This is a genomic window from Plantactinospora sp. CNZ321, assembly GCF_004217235.1.
This window is the reverse complement of sequence record NZ_SHKQ01000001.1, coordinates 4,181,868-4,207,551: the sequence shown is the minus strand read 5'-3', so window position 1 is coordinate 4,207,551 and position 25,684 is coordinate 4,181,868. Positions and strand designations below refer to the sequence as shown.

19 protein-coding genes and 1 pseudogene are annotated in these 25,684 nt (G+C 72.1%); 12 read left to right on the top strand and 8 right to left on the bottom strand.

Features of this window, described 5'->3' with window-relative positions; translation table 11 throughout:
• Positions 1 to 23 precede the first annotated feature (23 nt).
• Both EV371_RS18445 and EV371_RS18440 read left to right on the top strand, forming a co-directional pair.
• Entirely contained in the window at positions 24 to 1,196 is a 1,173-nt protein-coding gene (locus EV371_RS18445) for a zinc-dependent alcohol dehydrogenase (protein ID WP_130463141.1), read from the top strand.
• A gap of 15 nt (positions 1,197 to 1,211) precedes the next feature.
• The gene (locus tag EV371_RS18440) at positions 1,212 to 2,171 is read left to right on the top strand and encodes a PrsW family glutamic-type intramembrane protease (protein ID WP_130463140.1); all 960 of its coding nucleotides are present in this window, start codon (positions 1,212 to 1,214) and stop codon (positions 2,169 to 2,171) included.
• Between the two features lie 76 nt (positions 2,172 to 2,247).
• On the opposite strand, the pseudogene EV371_RS34395 reads toward EV371_RS18440, so the two are convergent.
• Positions 2,248 to 3,069 (bottom strand): annotated as a pseudogene (locus EV371_RS34395) (DMT family transporter); the annotation flags it as partial.
• Between the two features lie 188 nt (positions 3,070 to 3,257).
• The gene (locus tag EV371_RS18435; RefSeq protein WP_130463139.1) at positions 3,258 to 3,803 is read right to left on the bottom strand and encodes a hypothetical protein; all 546 of its coding nucleotides are present in this window, start codon (positions 3,801 to 3,803) and stop codon (positions 3,258 to 3,260) included.
• Positions 3,804 to 4,019: 216 nt separating this feature from the next.
• Here EV371_RS18435 and EV371_RS18430 point away from each other — a divergent pair, with 216 nt between their 5' ends.
• Both EV371_RS18430 and EV371_RS18425 read left to right on the top strand, forming a co-directional pair.
• Complete coding sequence (locus tag EV371_RS18430) at positions 4,020 to 5,144, top strand: baeRF2 domain-containing protein (protein ID WP_130463138.1); 1,125 nt, start codon at positions 4,020 to 4,022, stop codon at positions 5,142 to 5,144.
• Positions 5,137 to 7,026, top strand: coding sequence for a thiamine pyrophosphate-binding protein (locus tag EV371_RS18425; RefSeq protein ID WP_130463137.1), 1,890 nt, complete (start codon positions 5,137 to 5,139; stop codon positions 7,024 to 7,026). Before EV371_RS18430 ends, EV371_RS18425 begins: the two co-directional genes overlap by 8 nt.
• A 94-nt stretch (positions 7,027 to 7,120) precedes the next feature.
• Here the strand turns inward: EV371_RS18425 and EV371_RS18420 are convergent, their stop codons facing one another.
• Positions 7,121 to 8,965 carry a carboxypeptidase regulatory-like domain-containing protein gene (locus EV371_RS18420; RefSeq protein WP_130463136.1) on the bottom strand — a complete coding sequence of 615 codons (1,845 nt, stop codon included), beginning with the start codon at positions 8,963 to 8,965 and terminating at the stop codon, positions 7,121 to 7,123.
• Between the two features lie 413 nt (positions 8,966 to 9,378).
• On the opposite strand from EV371_RS18420, the gene EV371_RS18415 reads away from it, so the two are divergent.
• Complete coding sequence (locus EV371_RS18415) at positions 9,379 to 10,779, top strand: hypothetical protein (RefSeq protein ID WP_130466031.1); 1,401 nt, start codon at positions 9,379 to 9,381, stop codon at positions 10,777 to 10,779.
• A gap of 229 nt (positions 10,780 to 11,008) precedes the next feature.
• A complete protein-coding gene (locus EV371_RS18410; protein WP_130463135.1) occupies positions 11,009 to 12,145 on the top strand; it encodes a SigB/SigF/SigG family RNA polymerase sigma factor in 1,137 nt (378 codons plus the stop codon).
• A 68-nt stretch (positions 12,146 to 12,213) separates the two neighbouring features.
• Here EV371_RS18410 and ctaD read toward each other — a convergent pair whose 3' ends face one another.
• The 3 genes from ctaD to EV371_RS18395 form a co-directional block, all read right to left on the bottom strand.
• Positions 12,214 to 14,241: an aa3-type cytochrome oxidase subunit I gene (gene ctaD / locus EV371_RS18405; protein WP_130463134.1), complete on the bottom strand. Its 2,028-nt coding sequence runs from the start codon at positions 14,239 to 14,241 to the stop codon at positions 12,214 to 12,216.
• Between the two features lie 157 nt (positions 14,242 to 14,398).
• A complete protein-coding gene (locus EV371_RS18400) occupies positions 14,399 to 15,565 on the bottom strand; it encodes a glycosyltransferase (RefSeq protein ID WP_130463133.1) in 1,167 nt (388 codons plus the stop codon).
• A gap of 40 nt (positions 15,566 to 15,605) precedes the next feature.
• Complete coding sequence (locus EV371_RS18395; RefSeq protein WP_130463132.1) at positions 15,606 to 16,613, bottom strand: glucosyl-3-phosphoglycerate synthase; 1,008 nt, start codon at positions 16,611 to 16,613, stop codon at positions 15,606 to 15,608.
• 296 nt (positions 16,614 to 16,909) lie between these two features.
• Here EV371_RS18395 and secA2 point away from each other — a divergent pair, with 296 nt between their 5' ends.
• From secA2 to EV371_RS18380, 3 genes are all read left to right on the top strand, one after another.
• Positions 16,910 to 19,204 (top strand): accessory Sec system translocase SecA2, encoded by a 2,295-nt coding sequence (secA2, locus tag EV371_RS18390; RefSeq protein WP_130463131.1) that lies wholly within the window; start codon positions 16,910 to 16,912, stop codon positions 19,202 to 19,204.
• Positions 19,205 to 19,446: 242 nt separating this feature from the next.
• Complete coding sequence (locus EV371_RS18385; RefSeq protein WP_130466030.1) at positions 19,447 to 20,178, top strand: ANTAR domain-containing protein; 732 nt, start codon at positions 19,447 to 19,449, stop codon at positions 20,176 to 20,178.
• 100 nt (positions 20,179 to 20,278) lie between these two features.
• Positions 20,279 to 20,785 carry a DUF2231 domain-containing protein gene (locus EV371_RS18380; protein WP_130463130.1) on the top strand — a complete coding sequence of 169 codons (507 nt, stop codon included), beginning with the start codon at positions 20,279 to 20,281 and terminating at the stop codon, positions 20,783 to 20,785.
• Between the two features lie 22 nt (positions 20,786 to 20,807).
• On the opposite strand, the gene EV371_RS18375 is transcribed toward EV371_RS18380, so the two are convergent.
• Positions 20,808 to 21,761, bottom strand: coding sequence for a DUF3500 domain-containing protein (locus EV371_RS18375; protein WP_130463129.1), 954 nt, complete (start codon positions 21,759 to 21,761; stop codon positions 20,808 to 20,810).
• Positions 21,762 to 21,881: 120 nt separating this feature from the next.
• Between EV371_RS18375 and EV371_RS18370 the strand changes: the two genes are divergently transcribed.
• A complete protein-coding gene (locus EV371_RS18370) occupies positions 21,882 to 22,253 on the top strand; it encodes a cupin domain-containing protein (RefSeq protein ID WP_130463128.1) in 372 nt (123 codons plus the stop codon).
• Positions 22,254 to 22,319: 66 nt separating this feature from the next.
• Here EV371_RS18370 and EV371_RS18365 read toward each other — a convergent pair whose 3' ends face one another.
• A complete protein-coding gene (locus EV371_RS18365) occupies positions 22,320 to 23,447 on the bottom strand; it encodes a cellulose binding domain-containing protein (protein ID WP_130463127.1) in 1,128 nt (375 codons plus the stop codon).
• A 536-nt stretch (positions 23,448 to 23,983) separates the two neighbouring features.
• On the opposite strand from EV371_RS18365, the gene EV371_RS18360 reads away from it, so the two are divergent.
• The gene (locus tag EV371_RS18360; protein WP_165436728.1) at positions 23,984 to 25,042 is read left to right on the top strand and encodes a right-handed parallel beta-helix repeat-containing protein; all 1,059 of its coding nucleotides are present in this window, start codon (positions 23,984 to 23,986) and stop codon (positions 25,040 to 25,042) included.
• A gap of 148 nt (positions 25,043 to 25,190) precedes the next feature.
• Entirely contained in the window at positions 25,191 to 25,682 is a 492-nt protein-coding gene (locus EV371_RS18355; RefSeq protein WP_165436727.1) for a DinB family protein, read from the top strand.
• Positions 25,683 to 25,684: the final 2 nt, after the last annotated feature.

Here is a 25,684-nt window from a genome sequence, read left to right as displayed (position 1 = left end):
ACCGCGCACACCGGAGGTGGTGCATGAAGGCGAACTGCTGGCAGGGCCGGAACAGCGTCCAGGTGGAGGAGGTGCCCGAGCCCCGGATCCTGAACGCCAGAGATGCCGTCGTACGGGTCTCCAGCACCGCGATCTGCGGCTCCGACCTGCACCTCTTCCACGGGTACATCCCGACGATGAAGCACGGCGACATCCTCGGCCACGAGTTCATGGGCGAGGTGGTGGAGGTCGGGCCGGAGGTGGGCAACCTGCGGATCGGCGACCGGGTGGTGGTGCCGTTCCCGATCGCCTGCGGCAACTGCCTGGCCTGTCAGACCGGGCTCTACTCGCTCTGCGAGAACTCCAACCCCAACGCCGGGATCGCGGAGAAGTTGCTCGGGCACTCGCCCGGCGGCCTCTTCGGCTACTCGCACATGCTCGGCGGGTACGCCGGCGGGCAGGCCGAGTACGCCCGGGTGCCGTTCGCGGACGTCGGACCGCTGAAGGTCCCCGACGAGCTGCCCGACGAGAAGGTGCTTCCCCTCGCCGACATCTTTCCGACCGCCTACATGGGTGCCGAGATGTGCGGGCTGGGCGGTGGTGAGGTCGTCGCGGTCTGGGGCGCCGGGGCGGTGGGCCTGCTGGCGATGCGCAGCGCCTACCTGCTCGGCGCGGAGCGGGTGATCGCGATCGACCGGTACCCGTACCGGCTGCGGATGGCGCAGGAGCGGGCCGGCGCGGAGCCGCTGAACTACGAGGAGGTCGACGTCGTCGAGGCGCTGCGGGAGATGACCGGCGGCCGGGGCCCGGACGCCTGCATCGACGCGGTCGGCATGGAGGGACACCACTCGTCGGCGGTGCTGTCCGGCTACGACCGGGTCAAGCAGTCGGCCCGGTTGGAGACCGACCGGCCGCACGCGCTGCGCGAGGCGATCATGAGCTGTCGCAACGGCGGCACGGTCTCGGTGATCGGGGCGTACGCGGGCTTCGTGGACAAGTTTCCGATCGGCTCGCTGATGAACCGGTCGCTGACGCTGCGCAGCGGGCAGTGCCACGTGCAGCGCTACACCCGGATGCTGCTGGACCGGATCCGTCGCGGCGAGATCGATCCGAGCTTCGTCTTCACCCACAGGTTGCGTCTGGAGGACGCGCCGATCGGCTTCGAGATGTTCCGGCAGAAGACCGACGAGTGCGTCAAGGTCGTGCTCAAGACCTGACCGGGCGGAGGCGTGATGGACGGCGTCGGTCGGCAGTGGACGACGGCGGTCCCGGTCGCGCCGCGCCGTCAGTGGTTGCGGATCTTCCTGGTCGGCCTGGCGCTCTGGCTCGCCACGGTGGTGGTCATCTTCCTCACCGGGAACCCGACCCTGCTGCCCACCCTGGTGCTGCTCGGCAGCTTCCTGGTGCCGGTGACCTTCGTGGCCTGGGCGTTCCAGCGCCGGGACACCGGCGAGGTCACCGTCAGCGCCGTCTTCGGCACCTTCCTCGCCGGGGGCGTGCTGGGAATCCTCGCCTCGGCCGTGCTGGAGTCGTACCTGCTGCGCCCGTCGGTGCTGCTCTTCCTCGGTGTCGGTCTGATCGAGGAGGCCGCCAAGCTGGCCGCGCTGGCGCTGCTGACCCGAGGGCTGCGCGCCAAGACCGTCCGGGACGGGATGGTCCTCGGTGCCGCGGTCGGCTTCGGCTTCTCCGCGCTGGAGTCCGCCGGCTACGCCTTCATCGCGCTCTTCACCGTGCAGGGTCTGTCGGTGGTGCAGGTGGTGCAGACGGAGATCCTGCGTGGGTTGGTGGCGCCGGTCGGGCACGGGCTCTGGACCGCCATCCTCGGCGGTGTGCTCTTCGCGCCGAGCGGCCGGGAGCACTTCGTGGTCGGTCTGCGGCTGCTCTTCGCCTATCTGGGGGTGGCGATCCTGCACGCGCTCTGGGACGCGATGCACGTGATCGCGTTCTACCTGACTCTCCTCTTCACCGGCGCGCGCGGCCCGCTCACCCTGGACGGTTCCCTGGCCCGACTGACCCCGACCCAGGCGGTGTGGATGCCGGTGCTGGAAGGGCTTGGGCTGACGATCGTCGCCGCGATCGGGGTCGTCTGGCTGGTGGTGCTGTGGCGGTCCGCCCCGCCCGGGTCGGGGCGACCGGCGAGCGGGTGGCGGGTGCCGACCGGTTGGGACAGGGCAGCGGCACCGCGCCCCTGAGCCGGACCGGACCCGGGCGCCCGGGCCGCGACCGCCGCCGGTGCGACGCGGGCTGGTCGGCCGCGGCGAGCCGCAGCACGCCCCAGGCGGCCAGGCCGGCGCCGGCCGCCGCGGCGAGCCCGCCCCGGTAGCCGCCCACCGTCCGGTCCCCGAGCAGCAGCATGGCGATGGCCGCCGAGGCGATCGGGTTGGCCAGCGTGACGGTGGCCAGGGGCGCGCCGAGGCCGGCACCCCGGTAGGCGACCTGGGACAGCAGCAGCCCGGCGGCGGCCATCCCGGCCAGCGCCGCGGCCAGGCCGACGGTGGGGAACGCCGGGCCGCCGCCGGTGACGAGGCCGGAGACGAGTTGGGTGAGCGCGGAGGCCACCGCGAAGGCGATCCCGGCCGCGGTCGCGGTGAGCAGGCTGCGCGACAGCGCCGACCGGCTCGCCCGGCCGGCGAGGACCAGCACTCCGACCAGTGCCGCCGCGACCCCGGCCAGCGCCCAGCCCTGCCCGGGGAGCAGGTCGTGGTCGCCCGCACCGGGCACTGTCAGCGTGAGCAGTAGCACCAGGCCGGCCACCGTGGCGGCGGCGCCGGACCACTGCCGGGCCGATGCCCGGCGGCCGATGGCGGCCGCCGCGATCGGCAGCGCGAGCACCAGGGTGAGTACGCCCAGCGGCTGCACCACCGAGAGCGGCCCGTAGGCCAACGCGGCGACGTGCAGGGTCGCGCCGGTGCCGTTGCCGGCCACCGACACCCACCAGCCGGGCCGACGCAGGACGGTGCCGAGATAGCCCCGCCCCGCGTCCCCCGCCGGCCCGGCCTGGGCGGCGAGCCGTTCCTGCAGCACCGCCGCGCCCGCGTACGCCGCCGCGGAGGCCACCGACAGGACGATCGCCAGGACGGGTGCGATCACGGTCGGCCCCCGGGACCATGAATCGTCATGAGCTCATGATCCTCCGTGGCCGCCCTCCTGGCGTCCCCCCGTGGTGGGCATCACCCGTACGCCGCTGGGCGTAGGCGGGCTCCTCCCGGGTCGGCCGCAGGGGTGAGCGTCTCCCTCACCATTGTCGGTGCGGCTCCCGCCCCGCCGTGCCGGTCCGGCTAGCGTGCCAGCGCGAACCAGGCGGCGAGCGCGCCGATCAGCAGCAGGCCGATCGCGGCCTGGAGCAGCAGCGCCGGCCCGAGGTGCGACCATACGGTCGGGGTACGCGGCGTGAGCAGTTGCCCGGTGGTGAGGTTGACGATCCGCTCCACCCGGGGCGCGAGCCCGGCATCCTTCTGCGAGCGTACGGTCACCTGGACGTGGTCGGCCGGCTCCAGCGCGCTCTGCGGCAGGTGCCCGTGGATTTCCATCTCGCAGAGCACACCGCTGCCGTCGCGCAGTCGCAGCGGTGTCACCAGGAACTCCGGCCCCTGGCGCAGTTCCTTCCACTTGCGTCGGGCTCCGCTGCGGGCACCCGCCCGGAGCACCGAGGCGAGCAGCAGCAGGGCGACCCTGACCACCGCCGCCGTGCCGAGTACGGCGACCAGGACGGGCTGCCGGACCCGGATCTGGCGGGAGTAGCCCTCCATCAGCCGTACGACGTGACCGGTGATGACCGGTCCGGGACGCCAGGCGACCCGTTCGGGAAACAGTTCACCGTCCATGTGTTCACCACCGAGAGTCCGCTCCCCGGTACGAATTGTATCGATCATGACGAATGAACCCGCAGTGAGTGAATCGATTTCACCTATGGTGACGATTTGCTCACTCCTGGCTGCTTGGGGCCGTACCGGACGGCCGGGGGTTCGGCCGTCGGCCCTTCAGGTGACAAGCCGACCGGCGTGGGTAACCCCGACACGACCTTGGAGAGGGGACGACCCATGCAGCTGTCCTTCCTGCGTCCGATCTGTGCCCATCCCGGCCCGTGGACGTCGGTCTACCTGGACGCCTCCCGGGACACCCACGACGCCCATCCCGCGCTCGACCTGCGATGGCGGGCCCTCCAGGAACGGCTGGCGGCACAGCGCACCGACCCTCGTGACGTGGCGGCCCTCGACGACGTGGTGCGAGGACACGACCCGATGCCCGGCGACTACGGGCTCGCCGCGTTCGCCACCGGCGGCGAGGTGGTGCTCACCGAGTACCTCTCCGCCCCGCCGCGCAAGGACATCGCCGCCCACGGGCTGGTCGCGCACACCATGCCGCTGGTCGCCCAGCGCCGTGAGCAGGTGCCCTGGGTCCGGGTCCTGGCCAGCCGCACCGGCGCGGACGTGAACGCGGTGAGCGCCGGTGGCGTACCCCGGCACGCGCACGTCAAGGGCGGCAACCAGTGGCCGCTGCGCAAGGTGCACCCGGGTGGCTGGTCGCAGCCGCACTACCATCACGCCGCGGAGCAGGCCTGGCGACGCAACGCCGGGGACGCCGCCGCGGCCACCGCCGCACTGGCCGAGCGGGTCGGCGCCGAGGTGATCGTGGTCGCCGGGGAGACCAGAGCCCGGCAGTTGCTCGCCGCCCAGCTTCCCGAGTTCTGGCAGGACCGAATGGTGCAGACCGATGCCGGCTTCCCGGCCGCCGGCGCCGACCAGACCGCCCTGGACGACGTCACCGTGCAGGCCATCGCCGAGGTGGCCGCCGCGCACACCGACGTGGCGATGGACAGGTTCGGCATGCAACGCGACGTCGGTGCCGGGATCGATGCGGTGGTGACCGCACTGCAACGCGGCCAGGTCGACACGATGCTGATCGTGGACGACCCCTCGTCCGTCGAAGAGCTCTGGATCGGTCCGGAGCCTACCGACATCGCCACCGGTCCCGACGAACTCCGGGCGATGTCCGTCGCGCACCCGCAGCGGGTACGCGCAGACGCGGCCCTGGTCCGCGCGCTGGTCGGTACCGATGCCGGGGTCACGGTGCTCGGCCCCGAGCAGGCGCCGGACCTCACCGACGGGATCGGCGCGGTCCTCCGCTACGTCGACGCCAGCACCCCGGCCGGTCACCATGGCTGACCCGGGCCGGTCCGCGCTGCGGGCGGGCACGGCGACCACCGGCCGCACCGTCGCGGACCTGTTGGTCGAACGGCTGCGAGCCTGGCGGGTACCCCGGGTGTTCGGGCAACCCGGCGAGGGAGTGGCGCTGATCGTCGAGGCACTGCGCCGGGCCGGCGGCGATCCGGACCTGGTGCCGTCCCGCCAGCCGGAGGCGGCCGGCTTCATGGCGGCGGGCCACGCCAAGTACACCGGCACGGTCGGGGTGTGCCTGGCCACCCAGGGACCGGGTGCGCTGCACCTGCTCGGCGGCCTCTACGACGCCAAGCTGGACAGCAAGCCGATGGTCGCGATCATCGGGCAACGGACGTACAGCGCGCTGGGCAGCGCGTACCAGGAGATCGAGCTGCCTCGGCTGTTCGCTGACGTGTGCGCCCAGTTCCTGCGTACCGGCGCGGTGCCGGAACAGCTGCCCTACCTGCTCGACCAGGCGATCCGGACCGCCGTGTCGACCCGGAGCCCGACCTGCCTGGTGGTGCCGCACGACCTGCTCGGGCAGCCGGTACCCGACGGAATGCCGCACCCCGACGGCGGCGGTGTGCTCGGCGCGGCCCCCGGCCTGCCCCCGGCCCGGGTGCTGCCGCACGACGAGGACCTGGACGCCGCCGCCCAACTGCTCGGCGCGGGGCGACGGGTCGCGATCCTGGTCGGCCAGGGTGCCTACGGTGCCGCCGACGAGGTGGTCGAGCTGGCCGACCGGCTCGACGCCGGGGTGGCGACCTCGCTGCTGGGTAAGCCGGTGCTGGACGAGCGGCTGCCCTACCACACGGGCGTACTGGGTCAGGTCGGCACGGTGGCCAGCGCGCAGTTGATGGCCGGCTGCGACACCCTGGTGATGATCGGCACCAACGACCCGTGGACCGGCTACTACCCGGTGCCGGGCCAGGCCAGGGCGGTACAGATCGACATCGACGGCAGTCGACTGGCCAGCCGCTATCCGGTCGACGTTCCGCTGGTCGGAGATGCCCGGGAAACCCTGCGAGCGCTGCTGACCAGGGTGCCGCAGCGGCAGAACCGGGACTGGCGCGGCACGATCGAGGGAGTCGTCGACCGGGCCAGGACCGAGTGCGACGCCCGGGCGGAGGAGCGGACCGCCCGGTTGAACCCCCGGCTGGTGCTCCGGGAACTCTCGCCGCGGCTGTCGGCGGGCGCCCTGGTCGCGGTGGACGTCGGGTCGGTGACCTACTGGTACGCCCGGCACCTGCAACTACCGCCCGGTGCGCGGGCACACATCTGCGGCACGCTCGCCTCGGTCGGTTCGGCGGTGCCGTACGCCATCGCGGCCAAGTTCGCCCAGCCGGACCGGCCGGTCTTCGTCCTGCTCGGCGACGGTGCGATGCAGTCCGGTGGGCTGGCCGAGCTGATCACCGTGGCCCAGCGCTGGCCGGAGTGGCCGGATCCCCGGCTGGTGCTGTTGGTGCTCAACAACTCCGACCGGGCCGGCCGGGGCGGCGAGCCGGAGCGGGGGCCGGAGACCGGCCCCGTCCGGGCACCCTCGCCGGAGCTGGACCGGCCGACCGCACCCGGACTGCCGACGCCCGCGGCGGTACGCGCCGGAGACATCCCGTACGCCGGCTGGGCCCGGCTGCTCGGGCTGCACGGCGTCGCGCTCGACCGACCGGACCAGATCGGGTCGGTCTGGGATGAGGCGATCGCCGCCGACCGGCCCACCCTGATCGAGGCGATGGTCGATTCGTCGGCGCCGCTGGACGCACCGGAACAGCCCTTCGCCGACCTGCGTGGCCCGACCCCGGGCGAGGTCGAGGAAGGGGCGGGCACGGCGGTGCGGCACCGGGCGCAGATCCTGCGGGAACGCGCCGCCAACGGCGCGGACCTGGTCTGACAACTTCTGGCGGTCGGGGGCACCCGCCTGGTCAGAAGAGAAGGTTGCCCCCCAGGGGCCGGCTGCTTGCGCAGCCGGCCCGCCCAGGGTGTCGTCAGCCGGCGCAGAGCACGATGTCGGCGGTCAAGGTACCGGTCGACGGAACCTTGAACACGGCGGGCTTAGGCCGACGGTTGTGTGGCACTCCGCCGTTCTGCCCCGCCGACACGGCCGGTCCGGTGGCGGTGCACCGCAGGTACGGGCCGTCGTAGGACCGCTGTTCGTCGGAGACGTTGTAGCTGAGGTGGATCGGCTGCCTGGGTAGTACCCGCAGGCTGTACTGGCCGTTGGTCAACCAGGTCGAACCGACGATGTCGCCGGTGACGTGGTTGTGCACCAACACCCAGCCCGAGCCGAAGGGGCGGCTGTCCTGTTTGCTGAACGTCCCCCGCACCTCGGTGCCGGGTCGCATGGACATGTCGTAGCCGCTCGTGGTGCCGACGGTGACCGTGGTGGCAGCGGCTCGGTAGCGGTTGGGCACCCCGCCCGCCCACTGCCCGAATCCGTTCCGGTTGAAGAACAACGGCCAGGCGTAGGGGCCGAGGCCGGTGACCTCGTAGCGGCCGTCGGAGTCGGTGACGGCCGAGCCGGGCGGCCCGGTGCCGGGGTGGTAACCCAGCAGACTGACCCGGACATTGGCCAGCGGGGTGCCGGTCTGCTCGTCGGTGACCCGGCCGCTGATGCTGCCGGCCCGGTCGAGCCGCACGGTGGGGCCGGCGACGGTGCTGCCGCTGCTGGCCACGACAGTCACCGCGGCCCGCTGGTCACCGGTGCCGCCGGTCGCGCCCACCCACTGCCGGCCGTACGAACGGTCACCTACCGGTTCGGCGAACAGGTTGTACGAGCCGGGCTCGAGTGGGCCGATCCGCACCTGGCCGGCGCTGTTCGAGCAGATGCCGTAGCCGTCGGGCAGCCGTGGGCCCTTCGCCGGAAGTGCGTGGACACACATGTCGGCCAGCGGGTGGCCGGTGGTCCGGTCGACGACGGTGGCCGTGATCCAGGCGGGCTTGCGCAGGGCGACGGTCACCTCCACCGTCTGGTCCGGCACCGGGGTGATCCAGTCGGTCCAGGTGGCGAGGTACAGGTTTCGCGGAGTGACGATACTGAACCGGTGCGGCTGCGTCGGTCGATCGGGGATCGTGACGGTGCCGGTGCCGTTACTGCACCAATCGTCCGCGCAGAAGCTGGCGATCGGCTGGGCGGTGTCGGCGTCCACCGCTGAGATCCGGATCGAGCCGACGGGCAGCAGACTGTCCGTGACCTCGCTGTCCTGGTTCGCCGTCACGATGATGCGGTCCGCCGTCTCCGGGCTGCGCTTCCCCTTGTAGTACTGGTAGCGGCCATCGTGTGAGTAGGCCAGTAGGTATGAACCGGTCAGCAGCTGCGAGACCTCGAACCGGCCCTCGCCGTCGGTGGTCGAGGTGCCGCCCTCGCTTCCTCGGCTGGTGGTGATCTCGACGGAGGCGTCGGCCAGCGGAGCGCCGGAGGCGGTGGTGAGCCTGCCGGAGATGCCTCCGGTGCCGAGCAGGGTGTCGTCGACGACGGTGTTACCGCCCGCCGTGACGTCGAACCAGGTTGCGTCCGCGTGGTCGATCTTTCCCGGCACGTACTGCGCCTGGGGGGAGCCGGGTACGGGTGAGAAGGAGACGGTGTAGCTGTCGGCGGGAGTGGTGAACTCGTACCGCCCGTCCGTGTCGGTTGTCGCGTAGCCGGCGTACGGGTGCTCCCGCCCGTCGAACGCGATCAGCAGATCAGAGACCGGGTTGCCGGCCGAGTCGCGGATCTGACCGGTGATGGTTCCGGTGTCGGCTGCTGCCAGTGCCGGTGGTGCGGCGGGCAGGAGCAATGCCCCGACGATCGTCCCGGCCAGGCCGGCACGCCCCAGGAGTGCAACAGGCATCAGTGTCCTCAGTGGTGAAAGTACGGGCCGCGTTTCGGCGCTGTCTCGCCAGCCTGGCCCCGGGTCCCGGGTTCGAACCGGCAGCGGTGATGGTAATGGATCCCGCTTGGGGAGTCGCTCGATATCTCACGACCGGGGCGAACGGGACGACCGCGACGACGAAGTGGCTGGCGTACCGAGACCGCCGGCCGGTCCGATAGCGCAACTGGGTCACATCGGTCGATCACCGGTCCGGCCGGTCCCGGGCAACTCGACCCGCACGGAGCGTGCCGGGCCGGAGGCGCTGCCGCCGGACATAACCGGCCGTCCTCCGGATTGTGCCCGCGAGGTTGCTGACCGCCCGTTTAGACCCGATCCGGACGGGAAGCCCCGGCCGGGGAGCGTGGACCAGGGAGGTGAGCCCGGTGCGGGAGATGCAGGAATGGCTGGCCGCGGACGGGTCCGGGCTCCCGCCGGACCGGATCGTGTCGCCGGAGAGTGCCGGGCGGGTGCTGCTGGCCGTGGCGTCCCGCGCGGTGCGCGGCCGGGACTGCGCCGACCTCGGTTACCACCCGCTGCTGTCGCGCTTTCGAGGTGCGCCGGAGGCGGTACGCCGCTCCGCGCTGGCGCGGGCGGCCACCAGGACCGCGCTCACCGGCGGGCAGGCCGGAGCGCTCGACGCCGAGCAGGTGGCCCGGTGGATGGTCGGGCACTATCCGCCGCGCTGGTATCCCGGGGTCGTGATCGGCTCTCCGCACGGCGCAGCGGTTCACCTGGCGACCGCGATGGGTGCGCCGTGGCTGCCGGTCGGCTTCGACGTGGCGGTGCAGTGGCCGGGCGGCCGGGTCGACAGACCGGTCGAGGCGTCGACGTACGGCGCTCGGGTCGCGGAACGGCTGATCGCGGGCAACCCGGGGGTAGGGGTGCGGCAGGTCCACGATCCGGTCGGTCGGGGCGTACTGGCCGGCTCGACGGTGTCGCTGGTGGTTCGCTGGCAGCGGCTGCCGGAGGCGTACCGGGAGTTCCTGGGCAGTCGGCTGGCGCCGGGCGCTCCGGTACTGCTGCTGCGCGACGTGCGCACCTGGCCGGTCCTCGACCCGGGCGGCGGGTACAGCTTCCAGCTCGGCGGGCCGGCCAGCGGGCTGGAGCCGACGGACTTCCGGGCCGGCGGCGATCTGCTCGGGCAGGTGCTGCGGGGAGCCGGCGGTGACGGGGCGAGTTGGGACGCGCCCGAGGGTGGCCGTCCGGGCTACGCCGAACAGGGCGTCGAGCCCGGTTTCGAGTCCAGCCTGCTGGACTGGGTACGCGCCGCCGGCAGCCCCGTGCACCGGGTGCTGTTTCCCGGCCCGGACGCGCTGAGCGCCGCCGCCGCGGACGTGTACCGGGCCTGGCTGCGCGGAGCCGGCAAGAGCGGTGACCGGTGCGTGGTGGAGTGCGGGCGGCTGATCGACCCGTGGCAGGTGGTCCGGGCCGGGCTGGTGCCGTACTGGTGTGAGAACGCCACCGAGCGGAGCGTGACCGGAGCGGAGTGGTGGCTCGCCGGCAGCGCGCCGTTCAGCTCGCTGGACGTCCTGCCGGAACCGCCGGGGCTGCGGTCGCCGGCGCTGGCCGGGCTGCCGCAGTGGCTCGCGGTGGCCTCGTTCGGGCGCCGCCGCCGGGCGGTGGACCGGGTGGCGGCGCGCGGCTACCCGGTCACCTCGGTGGCCACCCGGCACGCCACCGAGGTGCTCCGGAACCAGCCCTACGACCTGCCGGCGCCCGCCCCGCTGCGGGTGGTGGAGGCGCTGGCCGGGCTGCGGGCCAGTGGCACCCCGCAGGGGCTGCTGGTCTGCTGATCCCTGATCGCAAAATCTCCTCGCGGACGTCACGTCCCGTGATTGAGTACCTACAGGGCGGGAAGAACGCTGACTGCTACTGGTCATTAGCGCTGGTTATCGCAGCGCGAGGTGACGTTCGCCCGTTCAGCTTGGCTACGTGTTCGCTTCCGGCGCGGTGACGTCCCGTACGGCACCGGTGACCGGATTCGCACATCCCGGGCGGGGGACCTTCCTGAGGGAGGCGCGGATGTTCGGACAGATCACCACCACACCACCAGCCGAACGGGGGCTGGAGGACCTGGACGCGGCCGCGCTGGCGTACGCGGCCAGAATCGCCGGCCTGCCGCCGGAACGCCGGCAGGAGGCCCGGGACGACCTCGTCCGGTTCGCCCTGCCGTTCGCCGGCAGGCTGGCCCGGCGGTACCGGGGCCGGGGCGAACCGCTGGAGGACCTGGAACAGGTGGCCCGACTGGGCCTGGTGAACGCGGTCGACCGGTACGACCCGGAACGTGGCTCGTTCACCGCGTACGCCGCGATCACCATCGTCGGCGAGATCAAGCGGCACTTCCGGGATCGCACCTGGGGTGTGCACGTACCCCGGCGACTGCGCGACCTGATCCTGGAGGTCGGCCAGGCGACGGCGGCGTTGACCAGCGAATTGTCCCGCTCGCCGAGCGTGGCCGAGCTGGCCGCCAGGTTGGAGACGCCGGAGGAGGAGATCCTCGCGGCGCTGGAGTCCGCCGCCGGCTACAGTCCGGCGTCGCTGAACGCGCCGGTCGGCGGGGAGAGTTCGGCGGAGTTCGGTGACCTGGTCGGCGAGTCCGACACGGACCTGGAGTCGGTGGACGACCGGGTGACGGTCAGCGGGCTGCTCGGCCGGCTGCCCTGGCGGGAGCGGCGGATCCTCGCGATGCGCTTCTACGGCAACCAGACCCAGGCCGAGATCGCCGCCCGGTTCGGCATCTCGCAGATGCACGTCTCCCGGCTGCTCTCCCGGGCGCTCACCTGGCTGCGCCAGGCGATGCTCGCCGACTCGCCGGCGCCGTGGCAGACCGGCGGGGCCGACGCGGGCGGCCAGCCGGCCCGGCTCTCGGTGCGCCAGGTGGGGGAGCGGGTGGTGGTCGAGGTGACCGGGGAGATCGACCGGGACACCGCCGAGCAGTTGCGCCAGGCGGTGGTCGAGGCGGTCGCCGACCGGCACCCGGCGGAGGTGGCGATCGACCTGACCGACGTGGCGAGGTTGGACGGCCCGGCCCTGGCCGCCCTGGTCGCCGGCCGGGACGCCGCGCACCGGGCCGGTGTCCGGTGGCGGTTGGCCCGCGCCCAACCCGTGGTACAGCATTCGCTCAACGCCGCCGGCCTGGTCGCGCTGCCTGCGGACTGAACCGGCGCGCGGAATCCACTGGTACGTCGCCGGTCGGCGCGTGATCGGGTACGCCGCTGGTCGGCGCCTCATCGGTCGTCTTCCTCCGCGTCCTCCGGCTGGCTCTCGGGGCGCGCCCGTCCGGTACGCCAGCGCGGGCTCTCGGCGCCGCCCCGGTCGGAGTCGTCGACGTGCTCGTCGGGTCGGCTCGGCTCGAACGTCGGCCGGCGTACGTCGTCGGGCTCCGGCACCTCGATCGGTCGGGCACCGGACCCGGCCGGCGGGTGGTACGCGACCGCGGCCTCGGCACCGTGCGCCCCCTCCTCCGTGGGAACGTCGGCCTCGGGATCGTGTACCTCGTGGCGCAGTTCGTCGCCGATCAGTTGTGGTGGTCGGGTTGATCGTTGTGGTAGGTCGCGGCCGAGGTCGGCGACGAGGGGGCCGTATTTGGCGTCGAAGGCGGGGCGTTCGGAGCGGATTCGGGGCATGTGGTCGAAGTTGCGTAGGGGTGGTGGGCTGCTGGTGGCCCATTCCAGGGAGTTGCCGAAGCCCCAGGGGTCGTCGACGGTGACGGCTCGGCCGTACCGCCATGATTTCCAGACGTTGTAGAGGAAGAAGAGGGTGGAGGCGCCGAGGACGAAGGAGCTGATGGTGGAGATGGTGTTGAGGGTGGTGAAGCCGTCGGTGGGTAGGTAGTCGGCGTATCGGCGGGGCATGCCCTCGTTGCCGAGCCAGTGTTGGACGAGGAAGGTGCCGTGGAAGCCGAGGAACATGGTCCAGAAGTGGATTTTGCCGAGGCGTTCGTCGAGGAGTCGGCCGGTCATCTTGGGGAACCAGAAGTAGACGCCGGCGAAGGCGGCGAAGACGATGGTGCCGAACAGGACGTAGTGGAAGTGTCCGACGACGAAGTAGGTGTCGGTGGTGTGGAAGTCGACCGGTGGGCTGGCCAGTAGTACTCCGGTGAGTCCGCCGAACAGGAAGGTGACCAGGAAGCCGATCGAGAAGAGCATCGGGGTCTCGAAGGTCAGTTGGCCCTTCCACATCGTGCCGATCCAGTTGAAGAACTTGACCCCGGTCGGTACGGCGATCAGGTAGCTGAGCCAGCTGAAGAACGGCAGCAGCACCTGGCCGGTGGCGAACATGTGGTGTGCCCACACCGTCATCGACAGGACCGTGATCGCGATCGTGGCGGCGACGAGTCCCTTGTAACCGAAGATCGGCTTGCGGGAGAAGACCGGGATGACCTCGGTGATGATGCCGAAGAACGGTAACGCCACGATGTAGACCTCGGGATGGCCGAAGAACCAGAACAGATGCTGGAACAGGAGCGGCCCGCTGTTTGCCGGGTCGTAGACGTGCGCGCCGAGGCGCCGGTCGGCGTAGAGGGCGAGCAACGCCGCGGCCAGCAGCGGGAAGACCAGGATCACCAGCAGCGCGGTCAGCAGCATGTTCCAGGTGAAGATCGGCATCCGGAACATCGTCATCCCCGGCGCCCGCAGGGTCAGGATGGTGGTGATCAGGTTGACCGCGCCCAGGATCGTACCGAGCCCGGACAGGACCAGCCCGATGATCCACATGTCCGCGCCGATGCCCGGTGAGTGCTGCGCCCGACTCAACGGCGGGTACGCCGTCCACCCGAAGTCCGCCGACCCGTTCGGCGTCAGGAAACCCAGCAACAGCAGTGACCCACCCAGCAGGTACAACCAGTACGCCAACCCGTTCAACCGGGGGAACGACACATCCGGCGCACCCACCTGCAACGGCACCACATAGTTGCCGAACGCGAACGCCAACGGAGTCGCGAACAGCAGCAACATGATCGCGCCATGCCCGGTGAAAAGCTGGTTGTACTGCTCCGTCGACAGAAACTGCAAACCCGGACGCGCCAACTCCGCCCGCATCAACATCGCCATCACACCAGCAACGATGAAAAACGCGAACGACGTCACCAGATACAACAACCCGATCTGCTTCGCATCCGTGGTACCCAACAACCGAAGCAACGTACTGCCCGGCACCACACCCCGAACCGGCCCCGGATACCCACCCGAACCAGCGGGGGCCACGATCACCGGCTCGCGCTCTGGCTCTGGCTCGGTCACCACTCGGTTCGACATCGCCGGCTCACCCCTCGGTCACGGCTGGGACGAGGGGCGACTACCCGGTGTTCCACCGGCAAAACCCGGCAGGACACCAACTTCCGCTCTCTTTGCTTCTAACGGGTGAAAACCGGTGATACCCGCCCAGGCGCCGAGGAGCCGGAGCGGCGCCGACTCACCCGCGCACCGGCTCCGCTCGCTGCCCCGCCGCGGCCGAGCGGCGTACCCGCTCGTACAGCTCGACGTAGCGCTCGGCCATCGTCGCCGGGGTGAACCGGCGGCTGGCCTCCAGCCGGCAGTCCCGCTCGTCCAGCACGGCGACCTCCCGCACCAGATCGGCGAGGCCGTCCTCGTCGTCGGCGAGCAGGCCGGTGCGGCCGTGCTCGATCAGCTCCGGCAGGCAGCCCCGGCCGATCGCCAGCACCGGGGTACCGAGCGCCAGCGACTCGATCACCGCGGTGCCGCCGGGCTCCTCCCAGCACAGCGGGAAGAGGCTGGCCCGGGCCGCCGCCACAAGATCGTCCCGGGCACTGCCGGCCACCATCCCGACCCAGCGCACCCGGTCGTCGTCCACCAGCGGGGCAACCTGCTCGCGCCAGTACCGCACGTCCGGATTCTGTCCCGTCTCCGGCCCGGCGGCGGCCAGTTCCTCCGGCCGCCGGTACGGCCCGACCGGTCCGGCGAGCACCAGGTCGAACCCGGCCTGGTGGGCGAGTCGGGCCCCGAGGTGCTGCCCCTTGCCCGGTGTGATCCGGCCGAGGATCACCAGGTGGTCGGACTTCTCCACCGGCGGCCGGCGGTCGGCGTCCACCGCGAGCGGGGTGGCCAGGTGCACGTGCCCGACCGCGTGGTCGCGCAGCGCCCGCGGGGCCCGGGCGAGCTGTGCCGCCGAGACCCCGTTCACCCGCACCCGGCCGCCGCCGTCCAGGTATCCGTAGAGGTCGGGATGCTTGCCGAGGTCCCAGTGCAGGGTGTGCAGCGCAGGACCGCTGCCCGGACCCATCGCGGTCAGCACCGCCAGCCCGACCGCCTCCACGTGGTCGTGCACCAGGTCGATGTCGTCCCGTTCACGCAGCGCCCGGACCACCCCGTTCAGGTGCGCGTGTGAGATCCCGCAAACCTGGTTGTACGGCCGTTGCAGCGCCCCGAACTGGCCGTCGGGAAAGACCGACAGCAGTTCGTCGACCGGCAGCGTGGCGTCGCCGGTCGAGGCGAGCACCACCCGTACGCCGAGCCGGCGCAGCTCCGGCACCAGCGTGGCGACGACGTTCTCGATCCCGCCGTACCCGGGCGGTGGCACCGGAAGCCACGGGCCGGCGTTCATCAGTACCGTCAGGCTCATTGGTCCTCCCGGGCCCGCCCGGCGGGAGCGCCGTGCCCGGTCACACCGCGGCCCTGCGCGACGCCGGTTGCAGCTGCACCAGCGGCGGGCGTTCCCGGACCGAGATGTCGCTGACCACGATCTCCCGGTGCAGGTTGGGTAGCGCGCTGCTGCCGTCCCGGCGGAACTGCACCAGCAGGTTCCCCGGTGGCGCGGTCTGTTCGACCAGTCCCCGTCGGCACAGTCGCTGCCAGACCGTGTGCATGATCTGCCCGGACATCCGGCCGAGCGCCTCGGTGTCCTGGTGCCGGTGCAGGCGCTCGCCGAGGTCGACCTGGGCGAGGGCGTCCAGGCCGCACATCTCCAGCAGGTCGATCAGCATCGCCGTCTCGACGCCGTAGCCGGAGACGAAGGGCACCCGTTCGAGTACGTCCCGCCGGCCGGCGTACTCCCCGGCGAGCGGCTGGACGAACCCGGCCAGTTCCGGCCAGAAGAGGTTGAACAGCGGTCGGGCCACCAGTTCGGTCACCCGGCCGCCGCCTTCCGTCTCCACACCACCGGTGCCGACCAGCGGGCGGTGGTAGAAGCCCTTGACGAACGCGACGGAGGGGTCGGTGAGCAGTGGACCGAGCAGGCCGGTGACGAAGTGGGGCTGAAACTCCCGCAGGTCGGCGTCGACGAAGGCGACCAGGTCACCGATTGACGCGGCCAGCCCGGCCCAGAGTGCGTCCCCCTTGCCGTCGAGCCGGGGCAGCCCCCGGGTCATCTCGTCCTGGCCGACCACCCGCGCCCCGGCCGCCGCGGCCACCGCGGCGGTCCGGTCGCTCGACCGGGAGTCGACCACCACGACCTCGTCGACCAGGTCGACCTGCTCGACCAGGCAGGCCCGGATCGCCGCCACGATCGCGCCGACGGTGGCCTCCTCGTCCCGGGCCGGAATCACCACACTGACCGTGCGGGTCCCTTTCAGGTGTGCCAGCTGTCGCGGCGTCCACTGGTCGGCCACCCCGGTACGGTGGGTGGACCACGTCTCCAGCGCCGGTGACACGGGCGTACGCGAGCGACGCACGGCGACCTCCCCAACTGTGCCTCGACCGGCGCCCGGCCGGGCCCCGGTGCAGCCCTACAGCCTTCCCCGCCGGTGCCGGCTCAACCGTCCGGGCCCTGCGCCCCGGAGGACGCCGGTACGGCTCGCCGGGCCGTCGGGGTCAGGTCTCCGCGACCAGCCGGAGCAGAGCTCCCAATCCGCCCATTCGGGCACACTCGGGCGGTACGGACATCCCGCCACCGGTCCGGCCGAGAGCGGATCCGGCACCGGCCGGGCGGGCCGCACTTTGCGGGGAAGTTCGCGTACCGTTGCGCGTCATGGGTGTGTCGCAACGGTTGAAGACCAGGGTCCGGCGTTTCCTCCAACGTCCGGGCACCACAGTTGATCTGGCGCCGCTGGAGAAGCTGCTGCCCACGATCGAGGCGCGCGAGGAGGAACTCACCGAGCTGGACGACGCCGAGCTGACCGAGGCGGCCGGCAAGGCCGAGGACTTCGTCGAGATCTGCGCGGTGGGCCGCGAGGCCGCCCGGCGCGGGCTCGACCAGCGGCCGTACGACGTCCAGCTGCTCGGCGCCATGTCGCTGCTGGCCGGCAAGGTCGCCGAGATGGCCACCGGTGAGGGCAAGACGCTGACCGCGACGATCGCCGCGTACGGGCACGTGCGGCGGGGCAACGGGCCGGTGCACGTGCTCACCGTCAACGACTACCTGGCCCGCCGGGACGCCGAGTGGATGGCGCCGGTCTACCGGCTGCTCGGGCTCCGCGTCGGCTGGGTGACCGAGGCGTCCACCCGCGAAGAGCGCCAGGCAGCCTACGCCTGCGACGTCACCTACGTCTCGGTCAGCGAGGCCGGCTTCGACTTCCTCCGCGACCAGCTCGTCACCGACATCGACGACCGGGTGCAGCCGCCGCTGACCACCGCGATCGTGGACGAGGCCGACTCCATCCTGATCGACGAGGCCCGGGTGCCGATGGTGCTGGCCGGCGCGGTGCCGGGTGAGCAGGACCCGGTGCACCAGGCCGCGGCGGTGGTCCGCGGGCTGCGGGCCGGGCGGCACTACACGGTGGCCGACGACGGCCGCAGCGTCGCCTTCACCGACGCCGGACTCGCCGAGGTCGAGGCCCGGCTCGGCGGCGTCGACCTCTACGACGACGAGCACGTCGAGCAGCTCTCGGCGGTCAACGTCGCCCTGCACGCGCACGCCCTGCTGCACCGGGACGTCGACTACATCGTCCGCAACGACGGGGTCGAGCTGATCGACGAGATGCGCGGCCGGGTCGCCCAGCGCCGCCGGTGGCCCGACGGGCTCCAGGCGGCGGTGGAGGCGAAGGAGGGGCTCGACGCCACCGCCGAGGGTGAGGTGCTGGGCACCATCACCGTGCAGGCGTACGTCGCGCTCTACCGGACCGTCTGCGGGATGACCGCCACGGCGGTGCTGGTCGGCGACCAGTTGCGGGAGTTCTTCTCGCTCGAGGTCGCGGTGATCCCGCCGAACACGCCCTGCGTCCGGATCGACGACCCGGACCGGATCTACGCCACCCGGGGTGAGAAGGAAGAGGCGCTGATCCAGGAGATCCAGGAGCAGCACGAGACCGGCCGCCCGGTGCTGATCGGCACCCTGGACGTCCAGGAGTCCGAGCGACTCGCCGAGGCGCTGCGCGGGGCCGGGGTGCCGTGCACGGTACTGAACGCCAAGAACGACGCCGAGGAGGCGGCGATCATCGCCGAGGCCGGCAAGTACGGCGCGGTGACCGTCTCCACCCAGATGGCCGGCCGGGGTGTCGACATCCGGCTCGGCGGCAGCGACCAGGCCGACCGCGACCGGGTCGCCGAACTCGGCGGCCTCTTCGTCATCGGCAGCGGCCGGCACGACAGCCGGCGGGTCGACGACCAGCTCCGGGGCCGGGCCGGCCGGCAGGGCGACCCGGGTCGCTCGGTCTTCTTCGTCAGTCTGGAGGACAACCTCGTCGTCCGGCACGCCCCGGACGCGATCCCGCCGTCGCCCCGGATGAACGCCGACGGTCTGGTCACCGACGAGCAGGTGGACTTCGCCGTCGAGCACGCCCAGCGGATCGCCGAGGGCGTCAACCACGAGATCCACCGCAACACCTGGCGGTACAGCGTGGTGATCGAGCAGCAGCGCAAGGCGCTGGCCGAGCGCCGGGAGCGGCTGCTCACCACCGAGGTGGCGGCGCAGATGCTGACCGAGCGCTTCCCGGACCGAGCCAAGGAGATGGACGAGGATCTCCTCTCCAAGGTCGGCCGGTCGATCGCGCTCTACCACCTCGACCGGCTCTGGGCGCAGCACCTGGCCGAGCTCTCCGAGGTGCGCGAGGGCGTGCACCTGCGGGCGCTGGGCCGGCTCGACCCGCTCGACGAGTTCCACCGCTCGGCGGTGCCGGCGTTCAACGCGCTGGTCCCGGAGATCGAGACCCGTACGGTGGAGACCTTCGAGGAGAACGAGTTCGACGAGGACTGGGAGCCGGGCGAGGGAGAGCTGGTGCGACCCAGCGCCACCTGGACCTACCTGGTGCACGACAACCCGTTCGGCTCGGAACTCGACCGTCTGATCGCCGCCGTCGGCCGCCGGCTCAGCTCCACCCCGCGCTGACCGCACCGCACCCGCGGATCCCGGGGTTGATCGTCGGAAGCCTGACGGCAACCCCGGGACGGGGGCGATCGTTCTCTTCCTGGAACGGGTGGTTTGTCCACCCGGCGCTCGGGTAGTAGCGCAGGTCCGTACCGGCACGGGATCGCCGAACGGCGGGGGAGAGGCGACATGAGACAGGCGACGGCACGAACCGGGCGTACCGCGGCAGCGGTACCGGCGGGGGTTCCGGAACGGTGCTGAGGCTGAGGACGACGACGGAGCCGTCGACCGAAGCCCCGGGCGTGTTGGAGACCGCCGCCCTGCTCCGCGAAGTGACTGCCGGACTGATCGCGAGCGACGACTTCGACGCCGCACTGGACCGGCTGGTACGTACCGTACGAGACGCCATCCCGGCGGTGACCTGGTGCGGGGTCACCGTGCTGCGGGCCGGGGCACCCGCCTCGGTCGCAGCCTCGGAACCCCGACTCGGCGACCTCGACGACGTCCGGCACGGCCAGGACGGACCGGCGATGGTGGCGATCCGCTCCCGGGAACTGGTCTGGTCGGCGGACCTGCGTACCGAGACCCGGTGGCGGCCGTGGACCGGCCGGGCGCTGGCGCTGGGCGTACGCGGGGTGCTCGCCGTACCGGTCGACGTCGACGAGCACGTGGTCGGGTCGATCAACCTGTACGCCCGGGAGCCGGGAGTGCTGACCGCCAGTCAACAGCTCACCGCGATGCTGCTGGCCGAACATGTCGGCCTGCTCCTCGGCGCGGTCCGGGACCGGCAGACCGGGTCGGCCGGCGAACCCGAGAACGCACTCACGGCCGGGCAGGTCATCGACCAGGCGGTCGGGGTTATCATGACTCAACGTGGCTGTCCGGCCACGGAGGCGCTACGGGTGTTGCGGTCCGCCTCGGCGGCACTGGCCATCCCGCTACGGGAGGTGGCCGAGCGGCTGGTCACCTCGGTGGCCCGGCGTCGCGACAGCTGACCGTCCGGCGTGGACCGCGCGGGCACGCGTCGTTTCGGCGGGGCGGCCCGGGGGTAGCACGCTGGAGGTTGGCCGAGAAGCGAGCCGGGGAGGCGCCACCATGCAGAGCCGCCTGCGGGTGCACGGACATCCGATCCAGCCCATGTTGGTGACCTTTCCGTTCGGGCTGTTCGTCTGCGCCACGGTCTTCGACCTGACCGACGTACTCGGCGGACCGGCGTTCCTGGGACTTGTCGGCTACTGGACGGCGGTGGCGGCACTGGTCGCCGGGGGGCTCGCCACGGCGGCCGGCATGGTCGACCTGTGGGACGTGCCGGGCGACCCGACCCGGCGAACCGCCGTCACCTTCAACCTGGTGAACGCCGCCGTCGCGGTGCTGTTCGTCTTCGCCTGCCTGATCAGGTCGGGCGAGCCGGAGCACGGGGCGAGTGGTGGGCTGGTCGCGGTCGAGCTGTTCGGCCTGGTCCTCGGCGCGGTCGGGGTGCGACTCGGCGGCAGCCTGGTCCGGCAGTTCGATCAGAGGCGTGGCGAACCGACCAGCTTCGACGGGTTCGGCCCGCCGACCACGTCGGTGGCCGGAGGGTTCGGCCGACGCCGGGGCGGCTGAGGCGGTCCGTCCGCCGCCCGACTCAGGAGTGGGCGGTGGCGCGGTGCTCGGCGAGCAGGTCGGCACCGAAGTCGCCGCGCGGGCGCCGCAGCACGGTGTGCGCGTGGTTGCCGTCCTCGCTGGTGTTGTCGTACTCGATCAGCAGGTCCTCGCCCTGGACGCGGTAGTAGTGCCGCCCGCCCGGCCTGGTCGGCCCCTCCCAGGCGAAGTAGAGATCGCCCCGGCGGACCCGGGCCGCCTCCTGGCCGGCGAGCTCCGGCGGAAGCCGGTCGAGATAGAGCGCGACGAGCTGGTCGAGCAGCGCCCGGCCGGTTGGTCCGAGCTTGCCGGCCCGGAGCCCGGGCGGCTCGATCCGGCGGTCGTACCGGGCCCGGGTGCCGCTGCGGATGTCGGCCGGCGCGTCGTCGGCGACGATCGCCGCGCCGCGTCCGTCCGGACCGATCGCGTCGAGCACGGCGCGGGCGAGATCCTCCTCGGGGCCGAGTGGCCGGCTGACCGGACGGCCGGCGTAGCTCACCGTCGCCGGGTTGGCGCCGAGGAAGAGCGGCGCGGGGGAGACCCGGTCGCCGGCCACGGTCATCGTCACCGAGAGGTGGTGCCCCTCGAACCGCCAGGACCAGCGGTCGTCCCGGGCCGGGTCGCCGAAGACCACGATCCGGTAGTCGTCTCTGTGCCGGCCCCGTCGCCAGTCCTCCTGCCGGTCGAGTACCTCCTCCAGGGCCATCACGGTGGCCGCCTGTGCGTACGCGTGCGGACTCAGCGCGGTGGCCAGCAGCCGGTGCGTCGCCTTGCGACCGGTCCGGTCGAGGTCGGCGAGGCTGGCGCCCGGCCGGGGCAGTGGCCGGTACTCGATCCAGCGCCGGCCGGCCTCGTCGTCGAACGGGCGGGCGGCCAGCGCCCGGGCCGGCCCCGGTAGCGCGTCCAGCAGCGCGGTCGCCGCCGTACGCATTCGTCCGGCCAGGGTCGTGTTGCGCATCCCCCCTGTATACCGGCTGTCCCGGCCGGCGCGGGTACCGGGCCGCCGCAACCTCGGCGGCCTGGTCGTGGCGGCCGCGGTGGCCCGTGATAGCTTGCCCGACCGGTGGAGGGAGGGCCGGTGCGGGACGGCATCTACGTCGGCCAGGCGGGCGTCGACGGTGCGGACAACGAGGGCTGGCTGCTGGGTCACTTCATGCCGCCCGGTGTGGATGTGCGGCACAGCGCGGACGTCGAGGTCAAGTGGGGCGTGCATCCGGCCGGTGACACCCGGGCCGAGTGGGTGACCGGAGAGCGGCGTACCGCCCTGCTGGTGCTGGTCTCCGGCCGGTTCCATGTCGAGTTGCGGGACCGTACCGTCGTGCTGACCCGCCCGGGTGACTACGTGGTCTGGGGGCCGGGTGTCGACCACTCCTGGCTGGCCCCGGAACCGGCGGTGGTCCTCACCGTCCGTTGGCCGTCGATCGCCGGTTACCGGGTCGCCGAGGGCTGAGCCAGCGCCTCGCGCGGGGGCACGCCCCGGGCCGGAGGCGGCCCGGGGCGATCAACGGTGTGCCGGTCAGCCCAGGGTGCAACTGACCGCCGGGGCCGGGTTGCTGCCGGTCCAACTGCCGAGGAAGCCGAAGGTGGCGGTACCGGCGGGGGCGAGCGAGCCGTTCCACCCGACGTTGCGGACGGTCACGGTCCCGCCGCTCTGTGACACCGTGGCGTTCCAGGCCTGGTTGACCTGCTGGCCGGCTCCGAAGGTCAGCTCGACGGTCCAGGACCGGCTCGCGGCGGTGCCGTTGTTGCGTACCGTCACCTCACCCTGGAAGCCGCCCTGCCACTGCCCGATGCTCTGGTAGGTCGCCGCGCAGCCGCCGGCCGGCGGCGGAGTGGTGGTGGGCGGTGGTGCGGTGGTGCTCGGCGGTGGGGTCGGCGTGCGGGTGGGCGGTGCGGTGGGCGTCCGGGTCGGCGACGGGGTGGGCGTGACACCGTCCAGCGCCGCCGTCAGCGCCGGATACCACCGGTCGGACATCTTCTGGTCACCGGCGGCGTTGGGGTGTACGCCGTCATAGGTGTCGCTGCCCGTGCTGAACCCGGTCCACTGGTCGACCACCACGATCGGCGATCCGGCGGTGGTCTTCGACGCGGCCCAGGCCGGAATGGCGTCGTTGAGCGCCACCACGCGCTGGCCGCACTCGGCGCAGGTGCTCGGCGCCATCGGGATGATCTTCGCTACCAGGATCGTCATGGCCGGGTTGCTGGCCCGCATCTGGTCCACCAGCTTTCCGTACGCGGCGAGGATGGTCGCGGTGGCCCGGTTGCTCCAGACGTCGTTGGTGCCGAAGTGCATGAGCACCACGTCCGGGCGGGTGGCGGCGAGCCAGGGCGGCAACTGGTTCTGGTCGGCCACGGTGGTGACCAGGGCACCGCCGTGCCCCTCGTTCTCACCGTCGTACGGCTGCCCGCAGCCCTGCGGGCCGAGCGTGCCGACGAAGTCGATATTGGTGTACCCGGTGTTCTGCAACCGGTTCCAGAGGATGGCCCGCCAACAGCCCGGGGAGCCGGTGATGGAGTCACCGAGTGGCATGATCCGTACGGCTGCCGGTGCCTCCGCCGGCAGCGCGGGTCTGGCGACGACGAGCGTGCCGAGCGCGACGACGAGCGCGGTCAGCACGGTACTGAGCAGGGGCCTGCGGAGCATGGTTGTCTCCTGTCACGGTGCGAGAGGTGAGACGTGCCCGGCCCTGTGCTCCCCAGACATTCAAGCAGGTAAGTGGATCGGAACTCAACCGGTCAAGCGGGCGCACGGCTGGCCGTCGCCGAGGAACCGTTAGGCCCGTGGTGAACCGGTCTTTGTCCCGGCCGAACTGGCCGCCGCCCGCCAGCCCGGTCACACCATTCCCGACCTGGTCGACTTCCCGGCCGCCCGCTAGGAGGAGTTGGACGGCTCGCGCCGCGGCCGGTGCGACGCTGGAGGTGCTTGCCCGAGGGCTCAGCGCCGGCTCCGAATTTCCGCTCGGTTCTCTCCGATCCCTGGACACCCGAGGAAAGATCATCCAGGATTGACGGCCGTCGACGTTCTCGGCTCGGCCTTCGGTAGCCGCGCAGCCAGGCGTCATGAGATCTTGGGGAGGACTTGTGCCAGAAGAGAGTCGGAGTCGCCGGGCGCTTCTGCGGAGCACCGTCGCCACGGCCGCCGGTGCGGCTGCGATAGCGCCCTTCGTGGGTGCGGCCCCGGTGCTGGCAGCGGAGACCAGCGGCGTGCCCTGGGTGGGACCGGCCGGTTCGGGCGCCACCTACGAGGTCGACGACAGCCTCGGTGCGCAGGACGCGATCAACAGGGCGCTGCGGGCGGTCGGTCAGGGCGCCGTGTATGTCGCCGGCGGCACCTACACCATCAAGGCGCCAGTCATCCTGGGTGACCGGCAGACGTTGGTCGGTGCCGGTCCGCTCGGCACGGTGCTGCGGGCCGGCAGCGGGTTCACCGGCGCGATGGTCAGCACCCCGTCGGGCACCTTCGACGGCTCCCGGATGTGCCTGTTCGACATCGGACTGGACGGGGCGAGGCTGGCGACGAACGGCGTCAACCTCCAGATCAGTACGAAGCCCGCGCGGTACGGTCCGGATCCGGCCCCGTGGCTCGGGCGGGTCTTCGTCACCGGCACCACCTCGGACGGCATATACCTGGGCGGCGCCTACTCGGGCGGGATGCGCGAATACAAGATCACCGACTGTCGGGTGGAGAAGGCCGGCGGCTGGGCGTACAACCTCCAGTCCTCGGACGGCTTCGTGAGCGGTTGCTCGGCGCAGGGCGGCGTCAGCGGTGGGTACCTGGTCGGCGGCGGCAACACCAAGGTGTGGGGCTGCAAGGCGTACGGCACCGGCAGCGGGTCCACGCCCGGCCCCGCCTTCCGGATCTCGTCGGCCCGCGCCACCGTGGTGGGCTGTGAGGCACAGGACACCTACGGCTGCGGGTTCGAGGTGACCGGCAAGGGTTCATCCGTCTCCGGCTGCACCGCGGACTCCACCGGCGTCGGTGCCGACGGAACGGACCGCTACTCGGCCGGCTTCTTCATCGGCGCCTCCGCGGTGAACGTCGAGGGCTGCTCCTATCAGCGGCCCGGCGGTGGCGGAAGCTGGATCGGTGCGAACGGAATGTTCTGGGCGCTCTACCTGAACAGCGGGGTGGACTACCTGTCCGTACGGCTGGTGAGTGATCCGGCCAAGCCGGCGCCGTTCAAGGGCAAGATCTTCGGCACTGTCGGCCCGAACTCGTCGGTCAGCGTGATCGGGTAGGAAAGACCCGGGAAGAGAGCTGGTGGGCTGCGCGGCGGACCGCGCCAGCCACGAAGGCGGGGCCGGCCGGTGCTTCACCGGTCGGCCCCGCCGCAGCACGTCCTGGTCCAGCACCGGCGCTCCCCGCGCGGCCGTACCCTGGATGGTCGTGGAGCGTTGCGAAGAGTGCGGGTTCGACTATTCCACCGTTGCTTCCGAGGCGCTGCCCGACCGGCTCCGCGGGTTCGGGCCGCGGTACTCCGCCGGGCTGCGCGCGGCACGGGATCCGCGACGGCGCCCGGCCGAACGGGTCTGGTCGCCCCTGGAGTACGCCTGCCACGTGCGGGACGTCTTCCAGGTACAGGCGCAGCGGCTCGCCCTGGCACTTGCCGTGGACGAGCCGGAGTTCACGCCGATGGGGCGGGACGAGCGGGTGGTCGCGGACGCGTACAACCAGCAGGACCCGGCCGTGGTCCTCGACGAGCTCGGCACGGCGGCCGGAGAACTGGCGACGGCGTTCGGCAGGCTCGGCCCGGCCCAACTCGCCAGGACCGGCAGTTATCCCTGGCCGCAGCGGCAGGTCCGGACGCTGTTGTGGCTGGGCCGGCACACCGTGCACGAGGGGGAGCACCACCTGCTCGACATCAGCCGCGGCTCGTAGCC

What these genes read in the sequence shown, in the direction of transcription:
- EV371_RS18445 (WP_130463141.1), top strand. Translation starts at nt 24, where the DNA reads ATGAAGGCGAACTGCTGGCAGGGCCGGAACAGCGTCCAGGTGGAGGAG.
- EV371_RS18440 (WP_130463140.1), top strand. Translation starts at nt 1,212, where the DNA reads ATGGACGGCGTCGGTCGGCAGTGGACGACGGCGGTCCCGGTCGCGCCG.
- EV371_RS18435 (WP_130463139.1), bottom strand. Translation starts at nt 3,803, where the DNA reads ATGGACGGTGAACTGTTTCCCGAACGGGTCGCCTGGCGTCCCGGACCG.
- EV371_RS18430 (WP_130463138.1), top strand. Translation starts at nt 4,020, where the DNA reads ATGCAGCTGTCCTTCCTGCGTCCGATCTGTGCCCATCCCGGCCCGTGG.
- EV371_RS18425 (WP_130463137.1), top strand. Translation starts at nt 5,137, where the DNA reads ATGGCTGACCCGGGCCGGTCCGCGCTGCGGGCGGGCACGGCGACCACC.
- EV371_RS18420 (WP_130463136.1), bottom strand. Translation starts at nt 8,965, where the DNA reads ATGCCTGTTGCACTCCTGGGGCGTGCCGGCCTGGCCGGGACGATCGTC.
- EV371_RS18415 (WP_130466031.1), top strand. Translation starts at nt 9,379, where the DNA reads ATGCAGGAATGGCTGGCCGCGGACGGGTCCGGGCTCCCGCCGGACCGG.
- EV371_RS18410 (WP_130463135.1), top strand. Translation starts at nt 11,009, where the DNA reads ATGTTCGGACAGATCACCACCACACCACCAGCCGAACGGGGGCTGGAG.
- ctaD (WP_130463134.1), bottom strand. Translation starts at nt 14,241, where the DNA reads ATGTCGAACCGAGTGGTGACCGAGCCAGAGCCAGAGCGCGAGCCGGTG.
- EV371_RS18400 (WP_130463133.1), bottom strand. Translation starts at nt 15,565, where the DNA reads ATGAGCCTGACGGTACTGATGAACGCCGGCCCGTGGCTTCCGGTGCCA.
- secA2 (WP_130463131.1), top strand. Translation starts at nt 16,910, where the DNA reads ATGGGTGTGTCGCAACGGTTGAAGACCAGGGTCCGGCGTTTCCTCCAA.
- EV371_RS18380 (WP_130463130.1), top strand. Translation starts at nt 20,279, where the DNA reads ATGCAGAGCCGCCTGCGGGTGCACGGACATCCGATCCAGCCCATGTTG.
- EV371_RS18375 (WP_130463129.1), bottom strand. Translation starts at nt 21,761, where the DNA reads ATGCGCAACACGACCCTGGCCGGACGAATGCGTACGGCGGCGACCGCG.
- EV371_RS18365 (WP_130463127.1), bottom strand. Translation starts at nt 23,447, where the DNA reads ATGCTCCGCAGGCCCCTGCTCAGTACCGTGCTGACCGCGCTCGTCGTC.